26 protein-coding genes and 1 pseudogene are annotated in these 22773 nt (G+C 59.3%); 14 read left to right on the top strand and 13 right to left on the bottom strand.

Going from position 1 to position 22773, the window contains the following annotated elements; translation table 11 throughout:
• The first annotated feature begins 35 nt into the window (after window positions 1-35).
• Entirely contained in the window at window positions 36-773 is a 738-nt protein-coding gene (locus QE432_RS05750) for a YdcF family protein (RefSeq protein WP_003511336.1), read from the top strand.
• Window positions 774-896: 123 nt separating this feature from the next.
• Window positions 897-1694: a lysophospholipid acyltransferase family protein gene (locus QE432_RS05745; protein WP_025595414.1), complete on the top strand. Its 798-nt coding sequence runs from the start codon at window positions 897-899 to the stop codon at window positions 1692-1694.
• Here the strand turns inward: QE432_RS05745 and QE432_RS05740 are convergent.
• On the bottom strand, window positions 1691-2218 hold the full coding sequence (locus QE432_RS05740; protein WP_065704540.1) for a gamma-glutamylcyclotransferase: 528 nt from the start codon (window positions 2216-2218) through the stop codon (window positions 1691-1693). The genes QE432_RS05745 and QE432_RS05740 overlap by 4 nt on opposite strands.
• Before the next feature lie 49 nt (window positions 2219-2267).
• Here QE432_RS05740 and QE432_RS05735 point away from each other — a divergent pair, with 49 nt between their 5' ends.
• On the top strand, window positions 2268-3269 hold the full coding sequence (locus tag QE432_RS05735; protein ID WP_013761789.1) for a DUF2125 domain-containing protein: 1002 nt from the start codon (window positions 2268-2270) through the stop codon (window positions 3267-3269).
• Here the strand turns inward: QE432_RS05735 and QE432_RS05730 are convergent.
• The 4 genes from QE432_RS05730 to QE432_RS05715 all read right to left on the bottom strand — a co-directional run bounded on the left by QE432_RS05730 (window position 3266) and on the right by QE432_RS05715 (window position 6576).
• Window positions 3266-3685: a GNAT family N-acetyltransferase gene (locus tag QE432_RS05730; protein ID WP_013761790.1), complete on the bottom strand. Its 420-nt coding sequence runs from the start codon at window positions 3683-3685 to the stop codon at window positions 3266-3268. The genes QE432_RS05735 and QE432_RS05730 overlap by 4 nt on opposite strands.
• 9 nt (window positions 3686-3694) lie before the next feature.
• On the bottom strand, window positions 3695-4624 hold the full coding sequence (locus QE432_RS05725) for a prephenate/arogenate dehydrogenase family protein (protein ID WP_003511341.1): 930 nt from the start codon (window positions 4622-4624) through the stop codon (window positions 3695-3697).
• Window positions 4624-5730 (bottom strand): histidinol-phosphate transaminase, encoded by a 1107-nt coding sequence (hisC, locus tag QE432_RS05720; protein ID WP_003511343.1) that lies wholly within the window; start codon window positions 5728-5730, stop codon window positions 4624-4626. The genes QE432_RS05725 and hisC overlap by 1 nt, the downstream gene beginning before the upstream one ends.
• Window positions 5731-5814: 84 nt before the next feature.
• On the bottom strand, window positions 5815-6576 hold the full coding sequence (locus QE432_RS05715) for a class I SAM-dependent methyltransferase (RefSeq protein ID WP_003511344.1): 762 nt from the start codon (window positions 6574-6576) through the stop codon (window positions 5815-5817).
• Window positions 6577-6683: 107 nt separating this feature from the next.
• Between QE432_RS05715 and gloB the strand changes: the two genes are divergently transcribed.
• Window positions 6684-7454: a hydroxyacylglutathione hydrolase gene (gloB, locus tag QE432_RS05710; protein ID WP_003511345.1), complete on the top strand. Its 771-nt coding sequence runs from the start codon at window positions 6684-6686 to the stop codon at window positions 7452-7454.
• Entirely contained in the window at window positions 7454-7894 is a 441-nt protein-coding gene (locus QE432_RS05705) for a cupin domain-containing protein (RefSeq protein ID WP_065662475.1), read from the top strand. The genes gloB and QE432_RS05705 overlap by 1 nt, the downstream gene beginning before the upstream one ends.
• A gap of 5 nt (window positions 7895-7899) precedes the next feature.
• Here the strand turns inward: QE432_RS05705 and QE432_RS05700 are convergent, their stop codons facing one another.
• Window positions 7900-8673: a DUF3108 domain-containing protein gene (locus QE432_RS05700; RefSeq protein ID WP_013761795.1), complete on the bottom strand. Its 774-nt coding sequence runs from the start codon at window positions 8671-8673 to the stop codon at window positions 7900-7902.
• A gap of 251 nt (window positions 8674-8924) precedes the next feature.
• On the opposite strand from QE432_RS05700, the gene rpmB reads away from it, so the two are divergent.
• The 3 genes and pseudogenes from rpmB (at window position 8925) to QE432_RS05685 (ending at window position 10415) form a co-directional block, all read left to right on the top strand.
• Window positions 8925-9215: a 50S ribosomal protein L28 gene (gene rpmB / locus QE432_RS05695; RefSeq protein ID WP_003509888.1), complete on the top strand. Its 291-nt coding sequence runs from the start codon at window positions 8925-8927 to the stop codon at window positions 9213-9215.
• 111 nt (window positions 9216-9326) lie between these two features.
• Window positions 9327-9965 carry a queuosine precursor transporter gene (locus tag QE432_RS05690; RefSeq protein WP_003511348.1) on the top strand — a complete coding sequence of 213 codons (639 nt, stop codon included), beginning with the start codon at window positions 9327-9329 and terminating at the stop codon, window positions 9963-9965.
• A gap of 116 nt (window positions 9966-10081) precedes the next feature.
• Window positions 10082-10415 (top strand): annotated as a pseudogene (locus QE432_RS05685) (pentapeptide repeat-containing protein).
• Window positions 10416-10419: 4 nt separating this feature from the next.
• Here the strand turns inward: QE432_RS05685 and QE432_RS05680 are convergent.
• The 4 genes from QE432_RS05680 to QE432_RS05665 all read right to left on the bottom strand — a co-directional run bounded on the left by QE432_RS05680 (window position 10420) and on the right by QE432_RS05665 (window position 15140).
• The gene (locus tag QE432_RS05680; RefSeq protein WP_065704420.1) at window positions 10420-11445 is read right to left on the bottom strand and encodes an esterase-like activity of phytase family protein; all 1026 of its coding nucleotides are present in this window, start codon (window positions 11443-11445) and stop codon (window positions 10420-10422) included.
• Window positions 11435-13336, bottom strand: a complete 1902-nt coding sequence (gene cobT / locus QE432_RS05675; protein ID WP_013761798.1) for a cobaltochelatase subunit CobT — start codon at window positions 13334-13336, stop codon at window positions 11435-11437. Before cobT ends, QE432_RS05680 begins: the two co-directional genes overlap by 11 nt.
• 107 nt (window positions 13337-13443) lie before the next feature.
• Window positions 13444-14433 (bottom strand): cobaltochelatase subunit CobS, encoded by a 990-nt coding sequence (gene cobS / locus QE432_RS05670; protein WP_003511352.1) that lies wholly within the window; start codon window positions 14431-14433, stop codon window positions 13444-13446.
• A gap of 68 nt (window positions 14434-14501) precedes the next feature.
• Window positions 14502-15140 (bottom strand): J domain-containing protein, encoded by a 639-nt coding sequence (locus tag QE432_RS05665; protein ID WP_065704544.1) that lies wholly within the window; start codon window positions 15138-15140, stop codon window positions 14502-14504.
• Between the two features lie 115 nt (window positions 15141-15255).
• Here QE432_RS05665 and QE432_RS05660 point away from each other — a divergent pair, with 115 nt between their 5' ends.
• A complete protein-coding gene (locus QE432_RS05660) occupies window positions 15256-15537 on the top strand; it encodes a BolA family protein (RefSeq protein ID WP_065704422.1) in 282 nt (93 codons plus the stop codon).
• 19 nt (window positions 15538-15556) lie between these two features.
• Here QE432_RS05660 and aroB read toward each other — a convergent pair whose 3' ends face one another.
• Together aroB and QE432_RS05650 are read right to left on the bottom strand one after the other, a co-directional pair.
• Complete coding sequence (gene aroB, locus QE432_RS05655) at window positions 15557-16690, bottom strand: 3-dehydroquinate synthase (protein WP_003511355.1); 1134 nt, start codon at window positions 16688-16690, stop codon at window positions 15557-15559.
• A 5-nt stretch (window positions 16691-16695) separates the two neighbouring features.
• On the bottom strand, window positions 16696-17277 hold the full coding sequence (locus tag QE432_RS05650) for a shikimate kinase (RefSeq protein ID WP_003511357.1): 582 nt from the start codon (window positions 17275-17277) through the stop codon (window positions 16696-16698).
• A 188-nt stretch (window positions 17278-17465) separates the two neighbouring features.
• Here QE432_RS05650 and QE432_RS05645 point away from each other — a divergent pair, with 188 nt between their 5' ends.
• The 5 genes from QE432_RS05645 (at window position 17466) to QE432_RS05625 (ending at window position 21470) form a co-directional block, all read left to right on the top strand.
• Complete coding sequence (locus QE432_RS05645) at window positions 17466-17639, top strand: hypothetical protein (protein WP_003511358.1); 174 nt, start codon at window positions 17466-17468, stop codon at window positions 17637-17639.
• Between the two features lie 11 nt (window positions 17640-17650).
• Window positions 17651-18631, top strand: a complete 981-nt coding sequence (xerD, locus tag QE432_RS05640) for a site-specific tyrosine recombinase XerD (protein ID WP_003511359.1) — start codon at window positions 17651-17653, stop codon at window positions 18629-18631.
• A gap of 63 nt (window positions 18632-18694) precedes the next feature.
• Complete coding sequence (locus tag QE432_RS05635; RefSeq protein WP_003511360.1) at window positions 18695-19648, top strand: acetyl-CoA carboxylase carboxyltransferase subunit alpha; 954 nt, start codon at window positions 18695-18697, stop codon at window positions 19646-19648.
• A 290-nt stretch (window positions 19649-19938) separates the two neighbouring features.
• A complete protein-coding gene (locus tag QE432_RS05630; RefSeq protein WP_025595405.1) occupies window positions 19939-21237 on the top strand; it encodes a L,D-transpeptidase family protein in 1299 nt (432 codons plus the stop codon).
• Window positions 21234-21470: a sulfurtransferase TusA family protein gene (locus QE432_RS05625; protein WP_003511363.1), complete on the top strand. Its 237-nt coding sequence runs from the start codon at window positions 21234-21236 to the stop codon at window positions 21468-21470. The genes QE432_RS05630 and QE432_RS05625 overlap by 4 nt, the downstream gene beginning before the upstream one ends.
• A 107-nt stretch (window positions 21471-21577) precedes the next feature.
• On the opposite strand, the gene QE432_RS05620 is transcribed toward QE432_RS05625, so the two are convergent.
• The gene (locus QE432_RS05620; protein ID WP_065704424.1) at window positions 21578-22717 is read right to left on the bottom strand and encodes a CobW family GTP-binding protein; all 1140 of its coding nucleotides are present in this window, start codon (window positions 22715-22717) and stop codon (window positions 21578-21580) included.
• Window positions 22718-22773: the final 56 nt, after the last annotated feature.

The following is a 22773-nucleotide window of genomic DNA, read 5'->3' as shown; positions in this document are numbered from 1 at the left end:
TGTTCCTTGCCTTAATCGGCGAGTATTCAGGAGGAATGTTTGTGAGTCGGACGGACCATGATCAGGAGCAGACGACCACGCGACAGGCAAAAAAGGGCCTGTTGTCGCGGCGAAGTCGCCTGCGCCGTTTTATTCGCGGTCTCATCCTGCTTTGCGTCATTACTCTCGGGGCTTTTTCCGGCGGTTTTTTGTGGTTCGCAGATTCAGTCGCCTCCATGCGCCCGCCCGAAGGCGCCAAGGGCGACGCGATCATCGTTCTGACCGGCGGTTACCAGCGCATCGAACAGGCGGTCGGCCTGCTGCGGGACGGCGTTGGCAAGCGCCTTCTGATTTCCGGCGTCAACCCGGCCACCACCCGCACGCAAATCCGCAAGATGACGCAAGGCTCTTCGGACATGTTTTCCTGCTGCGTGGACATGGGCTACAAGGCCATAGACACCATCGGCAACGCCAATGAGGCGGCGAGCTGGATACGCGACCACGGTTATTCCTCCATCGTCGTCGTCACCAACAATTACCATATGCATCGCAGCCTGCATGAACTGCACAATGCCAGCCCGCAGACCCAATTCATCGCCTATCCCGTTATCAGCGCCGACCTTGCCCGCACCAACTGGTTCGCGGAGCCGGATGTGGTCCGGACCATGCTCTACGAATACATGAAATTCGTGATTGCAGCAGGACGCGACCTGACCGGGCTCGGCAAGGGCGACGGGTTGCGCAAGGCGGGCGCCGATCACCCCACGATCAAGGCGGCAACCTCTTCCCCGTGAATGGAAAGAACGGAGAGAACACGCTTGCTGCGGAGCCTTGTTTTCGTGTAGGCGTCTGGCATCGGCATCCGGCATCGAGGCGCGCCTGAGCTTCGGAACGGCTGCAACCCGGGAATTCTGTCGATGCTCAAGCTGCGCTCTTTTCTTTTCAATACGCTGTTTTATCTCAATCTGATTGTCCGCATGATCGTGCTCACGCCGATCTATTTCATCCTGCCGCGCAGAATAGCCTATGAAATCCCCAAGAACTGGGCGCGATCCAACCATTGGCTGATGAAGACCATTGTCGGCACCACCTTCGAGATCGAGGGGCTGGAAAACATTCCCGAAACCGGCTGTATCTTCGCCCCCAAACACCAGTCCTTCTGGGACACCTATGCGCTGCTGCCCAACCTTCCCGATCCGGTCTATATTCTGAAGCGCGAGCTTTTGTGGATCCCGCTGTTCGGCTGGTATGCGATGAAGCAGCGCATGATCCCGGTCAACCGCGCCGCGCGCGGCAAGGTGATGCTAAAGGTCATGGAGCGGGCGAGAGAGGAGATGGCGGCTGGCCGCGAACTCATAATCTATCCCGAAGGCACACGCCGGCCACCGGGCGCTGAGCCCGAATATCGTTATGGCATCGCACGTCTTTACCGCGACCTCAAAGTCCCCGTCATTCCGGTCGCCATGCATCCCGGCCTCTTCTGGCCACGCCGCTCGACAATGCGTTATCCCGGCCATTTCAAGGTGCGGATCTTGCCGGCCATCGAGCCGGGACTGGACCCGGACGTGTTTTTCAAGACATTGATCGAGGTGACGGAAAAGGCGAGCGACGAGTTGCTGCTGGAGACCGCGCGCAACAATCCGCACCTGCCGCTGCCACCGACCGCCGTGAAGCGTATCGCAGAACTTCAGGGGCAAGACACTCCCGCCGGCTAAACCGCGATCGTGCCGACACTGGCGGCAATGCTTTCCAGCAGCGTGTCGCGAATACCCATATCCTGCAGATGCTGCACGGTATTGAAGACGTAATCGGCATTCGGGCCGGACCGGCCCGATGCGGCAGCCACGATTGTAGCCGCTTCCGCGACACCCAGACCACCAATATACTGCTCGTGGGCGGGATCGGCCACATAGGTCACGGCACTGCCGCGCGTGCCATCGGCGAGCGCAATGGCAACGACGCGTTCCTTGTAGACATTCGTTACCAGCTCGCGCTCGCGCAGATAGGCCATGACCGGACCATGGTCCGCTCCGCGCACGCGAAAGGCAACGCCGAGGCAGGAGCCGCCGCGCTCCAGACCGAGAACAAGGCCGGGCTTCTCCTCAGTGCCGCGGTACACATTTGAACTGATGCAGAGGGAGCGTCGATAACCGTGCAGCCGCGCCTGCTGCCTTTCCTCAAAGGCAAAGCCCGGGTTCCACATCAACGAACCGTAGCCAAAGACCCAAAAATCGTCCATATCCCAAGCCAAATCGAATTTATCTGAAGTCTGTTCATCGGAGATCAATATGGCATCGTCAAGCCAATCCGGCACGGTCAAAAAATTCCTCTGGCTTGGTATCGCCGTCGTGCTGGTTATCGGACTTTACACGGCCGGGTGGTTTTATGCCGCCGACAAGCTGAAGCAGACAGTTCTGAACGTCATCTCGCCTTCGCAGGCCAGAAACGTCAGCGGCGAATGCGGCGACATTGCGTTCAAGGGTTATCCGTTCCGCATCGGCCTTTTCTGCTCCAAGGTAACGGTGGACGACAAGCAGAATGGCGTTTCAGCCTCGTTCGGAGAATTGCGTTCCGCAGCGCAAGTCTACAATCCCGGCCACATTGTCTGGGAACTGGATGCACCGGCTGAAATCCGTACCGCGCACGGCCTGACGGTTTCAGCCCTCTGGCAGAACATGCAGTCGAGCATCGTCACCAAGCTTAGGGGTATCGACCGTACCTCGCTTGTCATCGACGGCCTGAAGGCTCAGGCGGTTTCCACCGTTACCGGCCAGACGATCGATTTCGATGCCGCCAAGACGGAAATGCATCTGCGCCAGAACGGCGCCGATCTAGACGGCGCGATAACGTTGACCGACTCGTCAACCGTCATCAAGGATTGGCCGCAACTTCTGCCGCGCCTCAACGCCATCGCCGATGTCACCCTTGCCGGCAAGGCGGGTATGGTAGACGGCAGCGATACGGCCGGGCTTTACGGTGCGAGCGGCGAGCTTCGCCGGCTGGTCGCTGATATCGGCGAAGGCCGCACCATGCGTATCAGCGGCCCTTTCTCCTTCGATAATGAGGGCTATCTCTCCGGCCAGTTCAAGCTGGAGATCGAAAAGCTCGACGCCTGGTCGGACAATGCCAAGCAGGCGTTTCCGCAGCTGCAATCCACCATCGATACCGCCCGCAAAATGCTCCGCGCACTCGCCGGCGGCGGCGACAGGGCGTCCGTCGACCTCGTGGTGGATCGCGGCCGCGCCACCGTCAGCGGTTTCATTCCGCTGGGGAAGATCCCGCCGATTTAACAGAGAGCTTTTGTAAAAAACACCTCAGCGGCATCCTGAATTTTTGAAAGATGCAGGATGCCGGCTTCTTTGTATCCATTGCGACGATGCCACATCTGCGGTTCCCGCTCGTCCTGCTGGCTGGACGTCATCACCAGTGAGGCACCCTGCTCACGCATCAGAGTTTCCCAAAAAACTGTAAGCGTTGCGCCGACGCCATGTCCCCGAAACTCGGGAACGACGCGGATCATGTCCATGTAGGGGATCTTACCCCAGAACATCGAGAACCGCAGAAAACCGACTAGAATCGTATCTTCTTTCGCGACGAGATATTCGCGGCGTCCGACGCAACGCCGCAACCAATCCTCATCGATCCATTTGTCTTCCCGCAGCAGCCATTCGATATCGTCATCCGTCGCCGCCGATATCAATATCACTTCAGCGCCCTACTTCTTCTGATCCAGCGCGTGACGCCCAAAGTCAGGCGTATCGACGTCCTGACCGGCCTCGATGATGGAGCGGCGGATGGAGCGTGTGCGGGAAAACAGTTCGAACAACTTGTCGCCCTCCCCCCAGCGGATCGCCCTTTGCAGCGAAGCAAGGTCTTCCGAGAACCGTGCCAGCATTTCGAGGATGGCATCCTTGTTGTGCAGGCAGACATCGCGCCACATGGTGGGGTCCGAGGCGGCGAGACGCGTGAAATCTCGGAAGCCGGAAGCGGAATATTTGATGACTTCCGACTCGGTTACCGTCTCCAGATCGTCCGCCGTGCCGACGATGTTGTAGGCGATGATGTGCGGCAGATGCGAGACGATCGCCAGAACCTTGTCGTGGTGTTCGGCATCCATTTCATCCACACGCGAGCCGAGCGCCCGCCAGAAATCCTTGAGCCTTTCCAGCGCCTCCGCATCCGTGCCCGGCAGCGGCGTGAAGATGCACCAGCGCTCGCGGAAAAGACCGGAAAAACCGGCATCCGGGCCAGATTTTTCCGTACCCGCCAGCGGATGTCCAGGAATGAAATGCACATTGTCAGGCATATGCGGCGCCATCTGCGCGATGACAGAGGCCTTGGTAGAGCCGACATCGGTGACGATGGCGCCGGGCTTCAGATGCGGCGCGATCTGCTCGGCAACCGCCCCGGATGAACCGACCGGCACTGAAACGATCACAAGATCAGCATCCCTGACCGCCTGCGCGGCGGATGTCGTATACTCGCTTCCAAGCGCCAGTTCCTCTGCCCGCTTCAGCGTTTCCGCGCTGCGGGTGGAAATCGTGACATGCCGGGCAAGACCCAGTTCCTTGATGTCGCGCGCAATGGACGAGCCGATCAGGCCGATGCCAACAAGCGCGATGCGCTCAAACATGATCTCGCCCATTACGCCTGCCCCATGAACTCGGTGAGCGCGGCGATGACGCCAAGATTGGCTTCTTCCGAACCAACCGTCATACGCAAGGCATTGGGGAAACCGTAACCGCGCACGGCACGCAGGATATAACCGCGGCGGCTCAGGAACTCGTCCGCATCTGGTGCACGCTTGCCATCCTGGTCCGGGAAATGGATCAGGACAAAGTTGGTGACTGATGGCGTGACCTTGAGGCCGAGACCGGTGAAGACCGTCGTGAGTTTCTCCAGCCAGAGCGTGTTGTGAGAGATCGCCTTTTCCAGGAATGCCTGATCGCGGATGGCCGCGGCACCCGCTGCGATCGCCGGCGCGCTCATGTTGAACGGACCACGCACCCGGTTCAGCGCATCGATGATGGCGGCCGGACCATACATCCAGCCGACGCGCAGTGCGGCCAGACCGTAAACCTTGGAGAAGGTGCGCGTCATCACCACGTTGCGGTTCCCAGACACCAGCTCGAGACCGGCCTCGTAGTCGTTCTTGCGTACATATTCGGCATAAGCCGCATCAAGCACGAGCACGACATGTTTCGGCAGACCAGCCTGAAGGCGGCGGATTTCCGCGACCGGAACATAGGTGCCGGTGGGATTGCCGGGATTGGCGATGAAAACCATCTTCGTCCTTGGCGTGACGGCGGCAAGAATGGCGTCCACATCGACGGCGCAATCCTTTTCCTTCACCGTCACCGGCGTTGCGCCCGCACCCATGATCTGGATCTTGTAGACGAGGAAACCGTGTTCGGTGATGATCGCCTCATCGCCCGTACCCAGATAGACGTGGCAGAGCAGGCCAAGAAGCTCATCCGAGCCGTTACCGCACATGATATTCGCTATGTTGAGGCCATGCACGTCTGCAATCGCCTGACGCAGCGCAATCGCCTGTCCGTCGGGATAGATTTCCAGATGGCTGGCGGTGGCGGCGAATGCCTCGATCGCCTTCGGGCTTGGCCCGAGCGGCGTTTCGTTGGAGGAGAGCTTATAAACCTTCGCGACGCCATCCACATGTTCCTTGCCGGGAACATAAGCGGCGATATCCAGAATACCCGGACGCGGAAGAGGTTGGCTAAGCTCTGCACTCATTTGATCGACCTTCGGAAATGCGCCGGGGAGCCCGGCAAAAGCAATGCCGGAGGCATTAGACCGGAATGGCCCCTTTGTCGAGGGTCAGCGCGGCTTTCCGTGCTTTGCGGCGGTGCGGGTGGTGGGCACACCCTGAGGCGCAAGGACCGGCACGAAAACCCGGCGTGAGGCGCGCTGGGTAACGGGCAATCCCTGATAGAGACGTTTCTGTGCCTCAACCACGATAACGCCGGAAAACAGCGGCCAGAGCCTGCGGCCGGTAAGCTCAAGGTATCGGCGGAATTTCAGTACCGGGCGGCTGGTGGTGGGCGGAAAGAAAAGCGCTTCGGCGCTTGCCCCCGGCGTAAAATTGGTCTCGCGCAGAAGCGCCGTCAACTGCCCGCGCGAATAGGGCCGGCCCGAGCCGAAAGGTGTGTGTTCCATGCGTGCCCAGACCCCACGCCTGTTCGGCACCACGATCACCAGACGCCCGCCGGGCGCCAGCACCCGCCAGAGTTCTTTCAGGGTTTCGCGCGGATTTTCGGCAAATTCCAGAGCATGCACCATCAACACCCGGTCTATCGACGAATCGGGTAGCGGCAGTTCCTCGTCAAACACCAGCGCCGTGGAGGAAAGCTCGCCTGCCGGCCAGTTCACCGCTCCCTGCCCCGCCGGCATGAAGGCAAAGGTGCGCTCCGTGTCATGACGGAACCGCTCCAGAAACGGCACGGCGTAACCGAGGCCGACCAGCCTTTCCTCCGGCAAAGGCGGCCAGAGCGATGAAAGCGCCATGGTGATCGCCTGCTCGGCCGAGCGGCCAAGCGGGGAATGATAGAATTCGCGCAGATCGACGATATCGGTGTTCATGGGCGAGAATGTAGCATCAGGCGGTTGGACTTCAAGGCGTCTGCGCCTACATTGAAATTCAGGCGGACAAATGCGCCGGCTAAGGCCGGCAAATGGAGAGGACCACGATGAAACCTTTGGAAATAGACGTCTTTCTTTGCCGCAGTGATAATTTTGGCGTTCTGCTGCACGATCCAGAAAGCGGGGCGACCGCCGCGATCGATGCGCCGGAGGAAGGCCCCATCCTGCAGGCTCTTCATGGGCATGGCTGGAAGCTCACGCATATCTTTACCACTCACCACCATCAGGACCATGTGGAAGCCAATCTGGCGCTGAAGGACAAATTCCAGTGCGAAATACATGGCCCACATGATGAGGCGATTGCGATCCCCGGTCTCGACCGGTCCCAGGCCGATGGCGACGAGTTCGAATTTGCCGGACGGCGCGTTCAGGTCATTGCCACACCCGGTCATACGGCGGGGCATATCTGCTACTACCTTCCCGATGACGGCCTGCTGTTTGCCGCCGATACGCTTTTCGCCATGGGTTGCGGTCGCCTGTTCGAACGTACGGCAACAGATATGTGGCACTCTTTCCAGAAGTTAATGGCGCTGCCGGATGACACGAAAGTCTATTTCGGCCACGAATATACACTTTCGAATGCCCGTTTCGCGCTCACCGTCGATCCTGATAACGCGGCTCTAATCGAGCGCGCCGAAAGCGTCGAAAAGGCGCGGCAGGCGAATGAATTCACCATTCCCACCACCATCGGGCTGGAAAAACAGACCAACCCTTATATGCGGGTGGCCGATGCCGGCATCCGCAGTCATCTTGGCCTTGAAGGGGCAACCGATGCCGAAGTCTTTGCCGAAATCCGCACACGCAAGGACAATTTCTGATGGGCGCCGATCTGTCTTCGGCAGCGATCATTCGCGAACTGGAACTGGAGCCGCACCCCGAGGGCGGCTTTTACCACCAGACATTTCGCGACAAGGCAGGTGGTGAGCGCGGCCATTCAACGGCGATCTATTATCTTCTGGAAAAGGGGACGCTCTCTCACTGGCATCGCGTCACCGATGCGGTGGAGGTCTGGCACTATTATGCCGGCGCTCCGATCACCCTGCATCTTTCCGAAGATGGCAGGGAGGTACAGACCTTTACCCTCGGCCCCGACATTCTGGAAGGCGAGCGCCCGCAGGTGATCGTACCTGCCAATTGCTGGCAATCGGCAGAAAGCCTCGGCGACTTCACCCTCGTCGGCTGCACCGTCTCGCCGGGTTTCGCCTTTTCAAGCTTCGTGATGGCCGAACCCGGATGGTCGCCGGGCGATACCCCGTAACTACATCAACCGCCATATTTGGTGGCGGTGATGTAGACTTGGCCTACCCGCGTCGGAATGACGGCGTAGACCGGGGCATAGACATCCATATTGTCGGATTTGGCGAACCATATCTCCATGGAAATGGATTTCAGGTATTCGATATCCTTGCGGCCCTGGCGATAACCCGACTTCGGCACGTAACGCGCCTTGCAGACCACGGCATCGCCGCTGAAGCCATTCGTCTTGAAGGGCTTGGTGCCGCTGGGGCTCAACACCAGATCCAGCCGCGATTCGCCGTCATAGATCGGCAGGCGCGACGGGCAGATGCGGCCGCCGGCGGGAATGATGAGGCCAGAGATTGGATCGAGGACGGAGCGCAGGTCGCCGTCCTTCACATTCACCCAATTGTCCGGCCGCGCCTTCGGCTCCGGTTTCACCGTCGTCGATGTGACGTTGCCGTTACGATAGACCACATCATAGGTCCGCACCCGCTTGCCGTCCTTGTAAACAAGCGAATATGTATTCGCCTGCAGCCGATGGCCGCGTTTGGCACCCGAAATCGTCGTCTTGCCGGAAATATCCGCCAGAACGCTTGCAAGCCCTGCTGAGCTGAAGGAACCGGAAATCGAATAGTTCGGGCCGTTCATGCGAGTCGAAAAACTCGCCTTGGCAATTGGTAGAATACCGAGATTGATGCTGTATTCGCTTGTATGGCGGGCTTCGGCGGCGAGCGAGGGAGATACGCCTGCAAACGCCATTGTCACAGCCATGAAAATGCTTTTTCCTCTGGCAATCATTTGGATATCACCTTAAAAGAGGCGCGGAAGCGGCCTTATGGGGCGATCATATACGCCGACTTGTGGCAATAAAAAAGCGGATGCCGGTTGAAAACGCCGGAATTTCCTTTCATTTGCTCGCGAGCGGCTTGACTGTTAAGTCCCGTCTGACTATAGAACCGCAACTTTCCAATCATGGCCAGTTGGATTGCCACCACGGTTTTGCCGGTGGCGAGCCAGTGGTGAAACAGACAAACGAAATAGGTGTACCCATGTCCCGTGTATGCGAATTGACCGGCAAGGGCGTCCAGACGGGCAACAACGTCAGCCACGCCAACAACAAGACCAAGCGCCGGTTCCTTCCGAACCTCTGCCAGGTTACGTTGATCTCCGATGCTCTCGGCCAGCGTTTCCGCCTGCGTGTTTCCGCAGCAGCTCTGCGCTCCGTTGAACATCGTGGCGGCCTCGATGCCTTCCTTCTGAAGTCCGGCGAAAACGAACTGAGCATGCGCGCTCGTCTCCTGCGCCGCCAGATCGCCAAGAAGACGGCCGAAGCTGCTTAATTAGCGGTTTCGACATCACTGATATTCAGAAGGCTTGAATGGCTTTTGCCGCTCAAGCCTTTTGCTTGTTCTAATTCGGCTCCAACTGGTGGCATCACCCAGGATAAAAAAATGCCCTACCTGCGCTACACGCTCATTTACGTTCTGCTGATGACACTGGTGGTCGTCGCGTCCAATATTCTGGTGCAATACCCGCTTTCCGGATCGCTGTTCGGCGTCAATCTCGGCGATCTTTTGACCTGGGGTGCCTTTACCTATCCGGTCGCCTTCCTCGTCACAGACCTTACAAACCGCCAGTTCGGCCCGTCAGTCGCGCGCCGCGTCGTACTTGCCGGTTTTATTGTTGGTGTCACACTGTCCTTCTGGACCTCGATCCCGCGTATCGCCGTTGCCTCCGGCACCGCCTATCTGATTGGCCAGCTGCTCGATATTTCCGTATTCAACCGCCTGCGCCGCCAGCGCTGGTGGCACGCACCTCTTGCCGGCTCGATGCTGGGTTCGGTGCTGGATACCGCGCTGTTCTTCTCCATCGCCTTTGCTGCGAGTTTCTCCTTCGTCGGTCCCAACGATGCCTTCGCCATTGAAAATGCCCCCGTGCTCGGCATCTTCGCTCTGGAGGCACCGCGCTGGATTTCCTGGGCGCTCGGCGACCTCTCGGTGAAGATCCTCGTCGGCCTCGTGATGCTACTGCCCTACGGCGCACTGATGAACACGCTGAAGCCGATGCCAAAGGTCGCCAAATCGGGCTGACACCATTGTCATCCAAGGTTTAAGGCTGGGGTGAGAGCGTGGATCGAATCGCGCTTGCAAACCAGCCGACTGCGTTGCAGTCTGCGGTCCGTGGCACAGATCAGAGGCAGGCAGATATGCAGATCAATGACGTTATCGATATTGTGGAGGCCGCCAGCGCCACGCTTTCAGGCTCCAGCTTCAACGACGTCAATCTGTCGGGTACGGTGTTCAACGACGTCAATCTCGCCGGAACCAGCTTCAACCAGATCAACTTTTCCGGCGCGGTCATTTACCGACAGCAACATGTCCGGCTGGTCGATCGACGACGTTAATCTTTCCGGTCTGAAACTGAGCAACGCCAACCTGTCCGGCGCGCAGATAACAGGATACCGAATGACAGGGATGAAGATCGACGGCATTCCCGTCGAGGATCTGATGGCTGCCTACAAGGCGGCGCAGCAGGTGTGAACCTTCACTCCACCAGCTTGAATTCCAACATCAGATTGCGCTGGAGAAATGAGTGATTGTCATCGGAAACGATGATGAGGCGTGTGGAACCATCAGGCCCCTTCACCACATCCATGCCTTCCATATTATCGATCTGGTAGACCATGCCCGCTTCCAGCAGGATTTCGCCATCCACCACCGCGCCCGGCCTGATATCGGCAGCCTTGATGCGGCGGATGCGCATCCCCACCCCTTCAGCGAAATTGAAGCGGCGCTCCAGAAGCAGCAGGTCGCCATTGGGCAGGAAAGCACCGTCCGTCACGTCGAATGAGGGGTGATGGGTGACCGCGAATGTGCCCTTCAACGGGCCTTCCAGTATGGCGGCGAGAAGATTGCCGTCGGCATCGATGCTTTTCTCAGCCACCACGACAAGGGCACCGGCAAGCGGCGAATCGGCCGGCGAGACCGCAAGGGCCTCCATGCCGCCATTGTGGCGCAGTTCGCTGTTGGGAATGAGATGAGGCAGGCGGCTGAGCGGCTTTGAGGTCTCGAACCCCGGATCGGGATAGGCGTCGATCCTGTGCCGCTGCTCGTAGCTGACGAATACCTTGCCATCCCGCAGCGCCAGACCTTCCGCATCCATTTCCATCTTGCGGGAGGGTTCACCGCCGCTGGCATCCAGCATGGCAGTGATACGCACGTCAGCCAACCCGGACAGCGCGCCCGACGGGCCGCGTGCGATCTTGCCCGTGAGCCAGTGGCCGGTATCCAGCACAGCAACGAATTCCTGCCCGTTTGGGCGAAAGCGGATGGAGGATATGGCACCGAATAGTTTTTCCGGCGTGCTCATCACCATGCCGCCGATAAATTCCAGCTTGCCGAAACGCCTGGCGCTGGTGCCGACCTCGAAGCCTGACAACAGACGGACGCTGACCGGAACATCGATGGTCGACGCGCCGATGGGAACCGGAACGAGCGCTGCGACCGCAAGAACTGCAGCTACCGCCAGCGATTTACAGGAAAGAAAAGCCCGGCCCCGCTTATCCCGCACGGCGAACCTTGCGGGACGAGCTGGCGGTATTGGTATCCTCGAAGAGAGCAGCAAGCTGTTCGGTCATCGCGCCAGCCAGTTCGTCCGCATCCACGATCGTCACGGCGCGACGGTAATAACGCGTCACATCATGGCCGATACCGATCGCCAGAAGCTCCACCGGCGAACGTGTCTCGATCTGTTCGATAACGGCGCGCAGGTGCCGCTCCAGATAGTTACCCGCATTGACCGACAGCGTCGAATCGTCCACCGGCGCACCGTCCGAAATCATCATCATGATCTTGCGCTGCTCGGGGCGGCCGATGAGGCGGTTATGCGCCCACATCAGCGCTTCGCCGTCAATGTTTTCCTTCAGCAGGCCTTCACGCATCATTAGGCCAAGATTGCGCCGTGCACGCCGCCAGGGTGCATCCGCCGACTTGTAGATGATATGGCGCAAATCATTGAGCCGACCCGGCGAGCCGGGTTTGCCGCTGGCCAGCCATTGCTCGCGCGACTGACCGCCCTTCCACGCCTTGGTGGTGAAGCCGAGAATCTCCACCTTCACACCCGACCGTTCCAGCGTACGCGCAAGAATATCGGCGCAGGTGGCCGCAACCGTGATCGGGCGGCCACGCATCGAACCCGAATTGTCGATGACGAGCGAAACCACCGTGTCGCGGAACTTGGTGTCGCGCTCCTTCTTGAAGGAGAGCGGCTGCATGGGATCGATGATAAGCCGCACGAGGCGAGCCGGATCGAGATAGCCCTCTTCCAGATCGAAATCCCACGAACGGTTCTGCTGCGCCATCAGGCGGCGTTGCAGCCGGTTCGCCAGACGTCCGACGGCGCCCTGAAGATGGGCGAGCTGTTTGTCGAGAAACGCGCGCAGGCGGTCAAGCTCCGCCTCGTCGCACAGTTCCTCGGCGTGGATTTCCTCGTCGAATTCCTGGGTGAATATGCGGTAGTCGACCTTCTCGTTGAAATCGTCGAAGGGGCTGTTGGGGCGGCGGGTCTCGCCGGGCGTCTCGGAATCCTCATCGAGATCGTCGGACATTTCCTCGTCCGACATCTCGGCGCCGTCCATCTCGCCTTCTTCCATCTCCTCCTGCGAGGCCTCGCTTTCATCAGCGGGCGTCGCATCGGAACCGGCTTCTTCCTCGACCTGTTCTTCTTCGGTCTCGTTAGTGCGCGGCTGCTCCTCGTCGGATTCTGCCTCCTGGCTTTCCGGCTCGTTATCGTCGTCGCCGAATTCCTCCGCCATCTGCATGGAGGTCAGCATCTTGCGCACCAGCCGCGAAAAAGCCTTCTGGTCGCCAATCACCTTGGAAAGGTCGCTCAGGTCGCCGGCGGCCTTGTCCTCGATGAAGTCGCGCCACAGGTCGAGAACCTTGCCGGCACTGGCCGGTGGCTTTTCGCCGGTCAGCTTCTCGCGCACCAAAAGGGCGACGGCTTCGGCAAGCGGTGCATCGTCCTTCGTGTTGATGCCCGAAAAATTCGCCTTGGCATATTTTTCCGTGTTCATGGCCTGAATGTTGGAGGCCATGCCCGGCATGCGCAGTGCACCGATGGATTCCACCCGCGCCTGCTCAACAGCGTCAAAGATCAACCGCGCCTCGGCACCCTGCGGCGACATCACCGCATGGGTGTCAGCGTCATGGCAGGCAAGGCGAAGCGCCATGGAATCGCCAAGGCCACGGGTGACGGCGATTTCCTGCGCGGTGGGTTTCTTGGAAATTTCCGGCAGGCGCATGCGCTCTCCGGCAAGGCCAGGCCGCTCATTGGCGAAAACGACCTCAACCTCTGCATCGCCGGCAACCGATCGCACACATCCGGCAATCGCCTGACGCAACGGTTCGGTATCGACCGCCGTACCCGGTTTTGCTCTGGAATTGTCGCCGCGCGCTGCCATTGTCTTTCCTGTCAGTTGTCGACGCTTCGGAGCCGCCCATCCAAGGATGCGCGGCCCGCCGGCGTCTTCAAGTCATCGGTGATGTTCTCCGGACAAGCCGGGGAAGATCAGGCGCTGAGAACGATGTTCGCAGCACTTTCCTTCAGCTCGACGCCGAAAGCCCGCTGATATTGTTCGGCAACCAGCGTGCGCTCCAGTTCGTCGCACTTGTTGAGGAAGGTCACGCGGAACGCAAAGGCGAGATCGCCAAAGATTTCCGCATTTTCCGCCCAGGTAATGACGGTACGCGGGCTCATGACCGTGGAAAGGTCGCCATTGACGAAGGCCGAACGGGTAAGATCGGCCACACGCACCATCTTGGAGACGGTTTCGCGACCCTTCGGATTGTTGAGGCTCTTTACCTTTGCGGCAATGATGTTCACTTCCTGCTCATGCGGCAGGTAGTTCAGCGTGGTGACGATGGACCAGCGGTCCATCTGCGCCTGGTTGATCTGCTGCGTGCCGTGGTAAAGGCCCGTCGTGTCGCCGAGGCCGACCGTGTTGGCGGTCGCAAAAATGCGGAAGGCGGGGTGAGGACGGATAACGCGGCTCTGGTCGAGCAGCGTCAGGCGGCCCGAGGATTCCAGCACGCGCTGGATGACGAACATCACGTCCGGGCGACCGGCATCGTATTCGTCGAAGACAAGCGCGACATTGTGCTGGTAGGCCCAGGGCAAAATGCCGTCCTTGAATTCGGTGACCTGCTTGCCGTCTTTGAGGACGATGGCGTCCTTGCCGACGAGGTCGATACGGCTGACGTGGCTGTCAAGATTGACGCGCACGCAGGGCCAGTTCAGGCGGGCAGCTACCTGCTCAATATGGGTGGACTTGCCCGTGCCGTGAAAGCCGGAAACCATGACGCGTCGGTTGTGAGCAAAACCGGCAAGAATAGCGAGCGTCGTATCGCGGTCGAAAAGATAGTCGGGATCAAGGTCGGGCACATAGGCGTCGCCCTGCGAATAGGCGGGAACCCGCAGATCCGTATCAATGCCGAAAACCTCCCGCACGGACACCGTCGTGTCGGGCAGGTTGGAAATATCAAGGTCGATTTTGCTCATCACGTCTCCAAGGCGGGCGGCGGCCACCCGGCCACATCATCAATCAGGCGGTAAACACGAACGTTGGCTTAGCAGAAACCTGACTGCTTTAACAATTGATATGCTTGAACAACAGCCCGAAAACGTTCTTCAGAGCCGCGATCGCCACCATTAGCATCAGGATGGTGCTTTTTGACAAGCTCCTTATAGCGCCTTTTTATCTCTTCCTGCTTTGCACCCGCAGAAAGGCCGAGCGTATCGAAGGCTTTCGCCTCCAGCGTCTTCAACTTGCGGTCCTGCTGCAGGCGCTGGCCGCCGGCCTTTGCCCCGTTTGCATAACCATTCGTGAAGCCAAAAGGATCGCGGATGCGGGCATTGGCCGCGCCCGCCGCGCCGGAACGCAGCGTGGAGTGCAGCGGGCTGTCGCGCGCAGTCTTGTTCACGCCAACCGTCCAGGTGGGACGATGGCCGGTGATCGCTTCCTTCTGGTAACGGGCGATCTCGGTGTCAGACAGCCCGGAGAAATAATTATAGCCCTTATTGTATTCCTTCACATGCTCGAAACAGAACAGGAAGAATTGCCCCTCGGCATTGCGGCCGACAGGTGCACGGTGAGCGCCCGGCTTGTCGCATCCGTCCCACTGGCAGGTCGGGGCCTGAACCTCAGGTTCCCTGTCCCTTTTTCTGCGTGTACGGATGCGGTCGAAATATTTCGAATCCAGTTTCATGATGCCCTGATTATGGGGTGCGAAAAGGCGCACAACAAGAATTGACAAAGCGGAATGTTGCAGGCTTTTAGGTAGCCCCTTTTAAAGACCAGCCAACAGGATTGGAGCCCATCGCATGTCCCTGCGAGAACGCATAGAAACAAAGCTTCGGCAAAGCTTTTCGCCGGAACGCCTGGTGGTGATCGATGAAAGCCAGATGCATGCCGGCCATCAGCCGGACATAACCGGCACCGGCGAGACGCATATGCGTGTTCAGATAGTGTCTGAAAGCTTCGCAGGCAAGTCACGCATTGACCGCCACCGGGCGATCAATGCACTTTTGAAACAGGAACTCGACGCCGGGCTGCATGCCCTCGCCATCGAGGCGGCGGCGCCGGGGGAGCCGACGCGGTTCTAGGTAACGCGCGCCTTAAGCCTCAGCCGGGATGCTTTTCCGACAGGAAAGACTGCACCTCGGACGTCGCGACATCGTCGGCCACGAAGGACTGGCCGATGCCGTGGGTGAGGATGAAGGTGAGCTTGCCGCCCTTGACCTTCTTGTCCTGCGCAATTGCCGCCATCAGCATCTCGACCGGCGGCAGTTCACCTGGAATATCCTTCATTGACACTGGCAGACCAACCGCCTTGAGGTGCGCTTCGACGCGCGCGGCATCATCAGGGCTTGCAAGGTTGAGGCGGGCGGAAAACTGGTGCGCCAGCACCATGCCGATGGCGACACCTTCGCCGTGCACCAGCCGCTTGCTGTCATAATTCGTTGCTGCCTCCAGCGCGTGGCCGAATGTGTGGCCGAGGTTCAGAAGGGCGCGTACGCCGTTTTCCTTCTCGTCGGCCACCACCACATCGGCCTTCGCCTGGCAGCTTGTGGCAATCGCCTGGATGCGGGCGGGACCGCCGGTGCGGATTTCATCCCAGTTCTTTTCCAGCCAGAAGAAGAAGTCCGGCTTGTCGATCAAGCCATATTTCACCACCTCGGCGTAACCGGCGCGGAATTCGCGCTCGCTCAGCGTATCGAGCACCGCCGTATCGGCCAGCACCAGATCGGGCTGATGGAAAACGCCGACAAGGTTCTTGCCTTGGCGGGTATTGATGCCCGTCTTGCCGCCGACGGAGGAATCCACCTGCGACAGAAGCGAGGTCGGTATCTGCACGAAACGCACGCCGCGACGCACGATGCCCGCCGCAAAACCGGCGAGATCGCCGATAACACCGCCGCCAAGCGCAATCACCGCATCGTTGCGCTCCACCCGTGCGGAGAGAACGGCATCGCAAACAGTGACCAGATGTTCGAAGCTCTTGGTCTTCTCGCCCGCAGGCAAGGTCAGCGAAACGGCCTCGATGCCATCCGTCTGCAGGCCGTCCATCAGGCCTTCGAGGTAAAGCGGTGCAACATGCTCGTCAGTGATGATAGCGGCACGCCTGCCCTTCAGCCGCGACGAAATCTCGCCGCCCGCCCTGCCGATCAGGCCCGGTCCGATCAGAATGTCGTAAGCGCGCTCACCGAGCGGCACATGGACAAGACGTTCGTCGGTGTGGATTTCGGAAGGCGTCATGATGCTCAGTCTTTCTGTTCAAGGCCGGCGATGGCGGCCAGCACTTCGGTCACGATGATCTCCTTGCGGACATCGCGGGATTCGATGGTCAGATCCGCTTCCGCATAGATCGGATAACGTTTCTCCATCAGAGCCGCCAGCGTGGCCTTGGGGTTTTCGGTCTTGAGAAGCGGGCGATGATCACGCTTGTTGACCCTTTCCCACAAAACCTCGATATCGGCCTTCAGCCACAGCGACACACTGCCGCGCGTGATGTGCCGGCGGGTATTGTCGTTGATGAAAGCGCCGCCGCCGGTAGAAATGACCTTGGGGCCACCGCGCAGCAGCCGCTTGACGACCCGCGTTTCCAGCGCCCGGAACTCCTCCTCGCCATAGGTGGCGAAAAGTTCGGCTATCGTCATGCGGGAAACACGCTCGATTTCGACATCCGTGTCGATGAAGGAGACCTTGAGCTGCTGGGCGACCATGCGACCGATCGCGGACTTTCCAGCCCCCATCAGTCCGACAAAGACGACGTTGCGCCCGGCGAGCTTGGCCCGCGCTTGCTCCCCGAGTGTGACCGGGACAGATAAATTCTTTTCATTCATAAAATTGAAAGCCCGTTTGGCATGGATATCTGCAAATGTTTACGAAGCGTCAAGCCAAATTGCTGACTGAATTGCGTTGAATCACATTCATCGCCGCATGCGGCAGCGGCGGACTACCGCTTTTTGATCTTGTCGCCGCTTTCGCTGCACCGCATATACCTTCAGACAGCCACCCTCACGGAGCCGCCATGCCAACCCTCTTCCGCTTCACGATGATACTGGCAACCATCGCGGGGCTGATCTATGGCGGCATGGTGCTGCTGGTCATGTTCGTCAAGCCCAATGATCGCGAGGTGACGGTGCGCATTCCTTCCGAGCGGCTGAACCCGCCGTCGGCGGAGCCGGCAAGGCGCACCCCATGAGTAGCAAAGAGATGAGCGGGCGGGACGGCGCGCGGCTCGAAAGTTTTCTGGAAATGATGAGCGCCGAACGGGGTGCCGCCGCCAATACGCTCTCTTCTTACGAACGCGACCTTTCCGATCTGCGTGAATTTCTCGGTGGCCGAGGCCAGTCCTTGATGGAAGCCGCCACGGCAGACCTGTCGGCCTATCTGACCCATCTTTCCACTCAGGGCTTTGCAGCCACGTCGCAGGCAAGACGCCTGTCTTCCATGCGGCAATTCTACCGGTTCCTCTATTCTGAAGGACTTCGCGGCGACGACCCGACCGGTACCATCGATGCACCCAAGAAGGGCCTCACCTTGCCCAAGACGATGAGCGTCGCGGACGTGACAAAACTTCTTGGCATCGCTGCTGAAGAGGCCGCCTTAACCGGCCCCGGCCAGCTTGCCCGCATCCGCATGCATCTCCTGCTCGAACTTCTCTACGCGACCGGCATGCGCGTCAGCGAACTCGTTTCGCTGCCGGTCAAGGTTTTGCGCCAGGAGGGACGCTTCCTGATGATCCGCGGCAAGGGCAACAAGGACCGCATGGTGTTGCTGTCTCGCGCGGCCATCGAGGCGATGGAAAAATACGACGCGGCCAGGAAGTCGCTCGTACCTGAGAAAAGCAGGACGCCCGCGTCCCCCAAAAAGGCTGACAGTCCGGAAAGTCCGTGGCTGTTTCCTTCAAACAGCAAGGAAGGGCATCTGCCGCGACAGGTTTTCGCCCGCGACCTGAAGGACATTGCCATTCGCGCGGGCCTCAATCCCTCGGCGGTGTCACCGCATGTCCTGCGCCACGCCTTTGCCAGCCACCTTCTGCAGAACGGCGCCGACCTGCGCGCCGTGCAGGAACTGCTCGGCCATTCCGACATTTCCACGACACAAATCTATACACATGTGCTGGAAGAACGCCTGCAAGAGCTGGTACAAACACATCACCCCCTTGCCAAACAGGGCAAAAACCTTGATTAGAGCGACCGGAACCGCCGGATAATCCGGCTCAAACCTTGCGCAAAACGATCGGAAACGGATCTCATGCACAATTATCTCGACTTCGAAAAACCTATCTCGGACCTTGAAGGCAAGATCATCGAGCTGAAGAAGCTTGCCGATGAAGACGAGAGCATAGACACCTCGGAGGAGATCAATCGCCTGGAATCACGCGTCAATGACGCGATGCAGGATATCTATTCCAAGCTGAACGCGTGGCAGAAAACGCAGGTCGCGCGCCATCCGCAGCGCCCGCATTTCGTCGATTACGCCAAGGCGCTGTTCACGGATTTCACGCCACTTGCAGGCGACCGCAAATTTTCCGAAGACGCTGCCATCCAGGCGGGCCTTGCCCGCTTTAATGGCCAGCCCGTCGCCATTATCGGCCAGGAAAAGGGCAATGACACCAAAAGCCGCCTGAAGCACAATTTCGGCAGCCCGCGTCCGGAAGGTTACCGCAAGGCGATCCGCGTGCTGGAACTGGCTGACCGCTTCTCGCTGCCGGTCGTGACCCTTATCGATACCGCTGGTGCCTATCCCGGTGTCGGCGCAGAAGAGCGCGGTCAGGCAGAAGCCATCGCCCGCTCGACGGAAATGTGCCTCAACGTCAAGGTGCCGATCGTCTCCGTCGTCATCGGCGAAGGCGGCTCGGGCGGCGCAATCGCGATCGCCACGGGCAACCGCGTCTACATGCTCGAACATGCGATCTATTCGGTGATTTCGCCGGAAGGTGCCGCTTCCATTCTCTGGCGCGATTCGACCCGTGCCAAGGAAGCCGCGACCAACATGAAAATCACCTCGGAAGATCTGAAGTCGCTTGGCGTCATCGACGGCATCATTCCCGAGCCGATGGGCGGCGCGCATCGTGATCCGGCGGCCGTGATTGGTGCCACCGGCGACGTTATCGCCAAGGCGCTCGCCGATCTTTCGCAGCGCTCGGGCACGCAGCTGCGCGCCGAACGCCGCCAGAAATTCCTGGATATCGGCAGAAACCTTTAGAGCGTTTCCAGTAAAAGTGCGCAGCGGTTTACGTGCGGAAATGCGCAAAAAGAGGCAGTTAGATTTTTTGGTGGATCAAAAAGAAGCCAAAACAATCTAGCTCCAGCCTTATTTTCCTTGAATCTCGCCCCAACTCGGCCATAGTCCGGTCACATCAACAGATGTATCGGCGGCCGCAGGGGCGGGTCCGATTTGAGTTAAGAAGATGTAAACGGTTAATACCGTATTTAAAATACACGCGGGACGGTGTAGAACTCCGTCGCCCGTGCCATCGTCTTTCGGATCAGATCATGCGTTTGACACATTTTGCACTTCTTGCCTGCACCGCGCTCATTCTCAGCGGCTGCAACGATACGCTCGAAACCGTCGAACGCGACGTCTCCCACGTTAAAAACAAGGTTGATTACCCGCTTTCTCCGTCCATTCTTGCCGAGATCGACAAGAAGAACATGGATCGCACCTCGCCGATCATGATCCGCATCTTCAAGGAAGAAGGCGCGTTGGAAATCTGGAAGGCCAAGCGCGACAACCGCTTCGACAAGATTGCCGAATACCAGATTTGCGCCTGGTCCGGCAAACTCGGCCCCAAGGTGAAAGAGGGCGACCGGCAGGCGCCGGAAGGTTTCTACAACCTGACGCCCGCGCACCTCAATCCCAACTCTAAATATTACCTTGCCATCAACACCGGCTTTCCGAACCGCTACGATGCCGCCAACGGCCGCAACGGCACCAACCTGATGATCCATGGCGCCTGCTCGTCATCCGGCTGCTATTCGATGACGGACGCGCAGATCCTTGAAATCTACGGTTTCGCCCGCGACGCCTTCAAGGGTGGCCAGAAGACCGTTCAGCTGCAGGCCTTTCCCTTCCGCATGACCGCGGAAAACATGGCCCGCCACCGCCAGAGCGAGCATCTCGATTTCTGGAAGATGCTGAAGGTCGGTTACGACAATTTCGAAGTCACGAAACGCCCGCCGGAAGTGAATGTCTGCGAGAAGAAATATGTCTTCAACCAGCAGACCGAAGGCGGCACGTTCAACGCATCTGCGCAATGCCCGGCCATGAGCACGCCGCCGGCACTGGTGAGCGCGCTTTCGAGCTACGAAAAGACCTATGATCTCGCCTATGAAAAGGCGATGAAGAAATATGACGGCATGGCCTGGTACGACCCGAGCGAGGCGGAGCGCAAAGCGCTGGTTGCCGAAAAGCGCAAGGGCCGCGAACCCGCTTATGCTCCGACCGGCTCGGCGCTGAAGGCCGGCAAGCTGATGAAGGAAACGGAATATGCCGCGCTGATGGAGAAGAAGGCGCAGCAGGTGACCTCGTCTTCGCCGGCGACCACCGCAACCGCGTCTTCTCTGCGGACCCCGCATCCTTCGGCAACCCAGCCCGCAGCTCCGCAATCGAACCCTGCCCCGGCGGCCCCGACAATGGTTGCCGCTGCTACGCCTGCGGCTTCGGGGCCTGGTCAGAACGGAACTGCCGCCCAGGTCCCTGTACCGGCCATGAACCCGCTCGCTTTTTCCGCAGCACCGCCAGCGGAAGCACCGGAAAAGAAGCCGTTCTGGAAGTTCTGGGCCAAGGAATGACCGACACGGCTGACATAGTTTTCGACTTGAGGGGGCTTAAATGCCCCCTTCCGGTTTTAAGAAGCCGTAAAAAACTCGCTGGCCTGCAGGCGGGCGATGTTCTTGTTGTAGAGACGACCGACCCGCTGGCGGTTATCGATATTGCCCATATGTGCAACCAGGATGGGCATAGCCTGGTTGAAACTACGACGTTGACCAAAGGACACCGATTCAGGATCGTGAAGGGAGCGTAATTACCCTCGCTGCCGAGAATACTCCACTCGATCTCCCCCTTGAGGGTGAGATACTCGACAAGGTAAAGGGGTGCCCCGCCCGCGGGTTTCAACCACCGTTTTGCGACCTAAAACCTCAACCCCGAAACCGCCAGCGGATTGTCCGTCATCGCCTGCCTGTCCGGACGGTCGATGCCCGGCGTGCCGGTGAAAGCAGCAAACAGGTCCTGCACGAACGCCTCCGGCAAATCCTTGGTAATCAGCACCATGCGCGTGCGCTGGTCAGACGGGTCCGGCCATGCCGCGAGGCGCTCGGGTGTGTGGAAAATGTTCTGTACCCCGTGCAGCACAAGGGGTCGGTCCGGATTGTCCGACAGCTTGACGACGGCCTTCATCCGCAACAACTTTTCCCCATGCGCCGAACGCAGCAAGTCCACGAACATGTCGATTGCCATCGGGGCTATCGGCTGGTCGTGAATGATCGAGAAGGAACGGATCGACGCGTCGTGCCGGTTCACATCGTGGTGGTGATGGTGGCCATCGTGGTCGCCATGATGGTGGTGGTCATGATCGTGGTCGTGGTCGTGGTGATCGTGTTCCGCCTCTTCCCCCAGCCAGCGGCCGACATCGGCATTTTTGCTGCCGGGATCGTAAAGACCGTTATCCAGCAGTGCGGCAGCACTCCAGTCGGCCCGGTCACCATCCTCGATCGTCGCGCGCGGGTTTAGCGCCTGAAGGCGGGCCGACAGCGTGGAAATTGTGGAAGCATCGGCAAGCGCGCGCTTCGTCATCACCAGCCGATCGGCCACCGCCGCCTGCTTCACCGCTTCCTCGTGATTATCGAGTGTGGACAGGCCGTTCACGGCATCCACAACCGTAATGATGCCGTTCAGAACGAAATTCTGCGCAATCACCGGGTTGCCCATGACAGACTGCATGACGGGAGCGGGATCAGCAAGACCAGTGGTTTCGATCACGACACGCTTCACCGGCTTCAGCTTGCCGGTCTGGATGCCGTCCATCAGTTCCGCTAGAGTATCCACCAGCTCGCCGCGAACGGTGCAGCAAAGGCAGCCTTCCGCCAGTTCGATGATGCCCTCGCCTGCACTTTCAACCAGCATATGGTCGATGCTGACATCGCCGAATTCATTGATGATGATCGCGGCGTCGCTCATATCGGGGTCTTTGAGAAGCCGGTTGAGCAGCGTCGATTTTCCGGCGCCGAGAAATCCGGTGATGATTGAAACCGGTATGCGATCGCGAGACATGTCTTGCCTGTATGTTGATGGCCGCTCCGGCAGATCGTTGGCCGATATTAGATCCG

This window comes from Agrobacterium sp. SORGH_AS_0745 (genome assembly GCF_030818995.1).
GTDB classification, from domain to species: Bacteria; Pseudomonadota; Alphaproteobacteria; order Rhizobiales; family Rhizobiaceae; genus Agrobacterium; species Agrobacterium tumefaciens.
This window is presented reverse-complemented; position numbering and strand designations above follow the sequence as displayed.

Excerpts from the sequence above, each read along its gene's own strand:
- QE432_RS05750 (WP_003511336.1), top strand. The coding sequence starts at position 36 with ATGTTTGTGAGTCGGACGGACCATGATCAGGAGCAGACGACCACGCGA.
- QE432_RS05745 (WP_025595414.1), top strand. The coding sequence starts at position 897 with ATGCTCAAGCTGCGCTCTTTTCTTTTCAATACGCTGTTTTATCTCAAT.
- QE432_RS05740 (WP_065704540.1), bottom strand. The coding sequence starts at position 2,218 with ATGGACGATTTTTGGGTCTTTGGCTACGGTTCGTTGATGTGGAACCCG.
- QE432_RS05735 (WP_013761789.1), top strand. The coding sequence starts at position 2,268 with ATGGCATCGTCAAGCCAATCCGGCACGGTCAAAAAATTCCTCTGGCTT.
- QE432_RS05725 (WP_003511341.1), bottom strand. The coding sequence starts at position 4,624 with ATGGGCGAGATCATGTTTGAGCGCATCGCGCTTGTTGGCATCGGCCTG.
- hisC (WP_003511343.1), bottom strand. The coding sequence starts at position 5,730 with ATGAGTGCAGAGCTTAGCCAACCTCTTCCGCGTCCGGGTATTCTGGAT.
- QE432_RS05715 (WP_003511344.1), bottom strand. The coding sequence starts at position 6,576 with ATGAACACCGATATCGTCGATCTGCGCGAATTCTATCATTCCCCGCTT.
- gloB (WP_003511345.1), top strand. The coding sequence starts at position 6,684 with ATGAAACCTTTGGAAATAGACGTCTTTCTTTGCCGCAGTGATAATTTT.
- QE432_RS05705 (WP_065662475.1), top strand. The coding sequence starts at position 7,454 with ATGGGCGCCGATCTGTCTTCGGCAGCGATCATTCGCGAACTGGAACTG.
- QE432_RS05700 (WP_013761795.1), bottom strand. The coding sequence starts at position 8,673 with ATGATTGCCAGAGGAAAAAGCATTTTCATGGCTGTGACAATGGCGTTT.
- rpmB (WP_003509888.1), top strand. The coding sequence starts at position 8,925 with ATGTCCCGTGTATGCGAATTGACCGGCAAGGGCGTCCAGACGGGCAAC.
- QE432_RS05690 (WP_003511348.1), top strand. The coding sequence starts at position 9,327 with ATGCCCTACCTGCGCTACACGCTCATTTACGTTCTGCTGATGACACTG.
- cobT (WP_013761798.1), bottom strand. The coding sequence starts at position 13,336 with ATGGCAGCGCGCGGCGACAATTCCAGAGCAAAACCGGGTACGGCGGTC.
- cobS (WP_003511352.1), bottom strand. The coding sequence starts at position 14,433 with ATGAGCAAAATCGACCTTGATATTTCCAACCTGCCCGACACGACGGTG.
- QE432_RS05665 (WP_065704544.1), bottom strand. The coding sequence starts at position 15,140 with ATGAAACTGGATTCGAAATATTTCGACCGCATCCGTACACGCAGAAAA.
- QE432_RS05660 (WP_065704422.1), top strand. The coding sequence starts at position 15,256 with ATGTCCCTGCGAGAACGCATAGAAACAAAGCTTCGGCAAAGCTTTTCG.
- aroB (WP_003511355.1), bottom strand. The coding sequence starts at position 16,690 with ATGACGCCTTCCGAAATCCACACCGACGAACGTCTTGTCCATGTGCCG.
- QE432_RS05650 (WP_003511357.1), bottom strand. The coding sequence starts at position 17,277 with ATGAATGAAAAGAATTTATCTGTCCCGGTCACACTCGGGGAGCAAGCG.
- QE432_RS05645 (WP_003511358.1), top strand. The coding sequence starts at position 17,466 with ATGCCAACCCTCTTCCGCTTCACGATGATACTGGCAACCATCGCGGGG.
- xerD (WP_003511359.1), top strand. The coding sequence starts at position 17,651 with ATGAGCGGGCGGGACGGCGCGCGGCTCGAAAGTTTTCTGGAAATGATG.
- QE432_RS05635 (WP_003511360.1), top strand. The coding sequence starts at position 18,695 with ATGCACAATTATCTCGACTTCGAAAAACCTATCTCGGACCTTGAAGGC.
- QE432_RS05630 (WP_025595405.1), top strand. The coding sequence starts at position 19,939 with ATGCGTTTGACACATTTTGCACTTCTTGCCTGCACCGCGCTCATTCTC.
- QE432_RS05625 (WP_003511363.1), top strand. The coding sequence starts at position 21,234 with ATGACCGACACGGCTGACATAGTTTTCGACTTGAGGGGGCTTAAATGC.
- QE432_RS05620 (WP_065704424.1), bottom strand. The coding sequence starts at position 22,717 with ATGTCTCGCGATCGCATACCGGTTTCAATCATCACCGGATTTCTCGGC.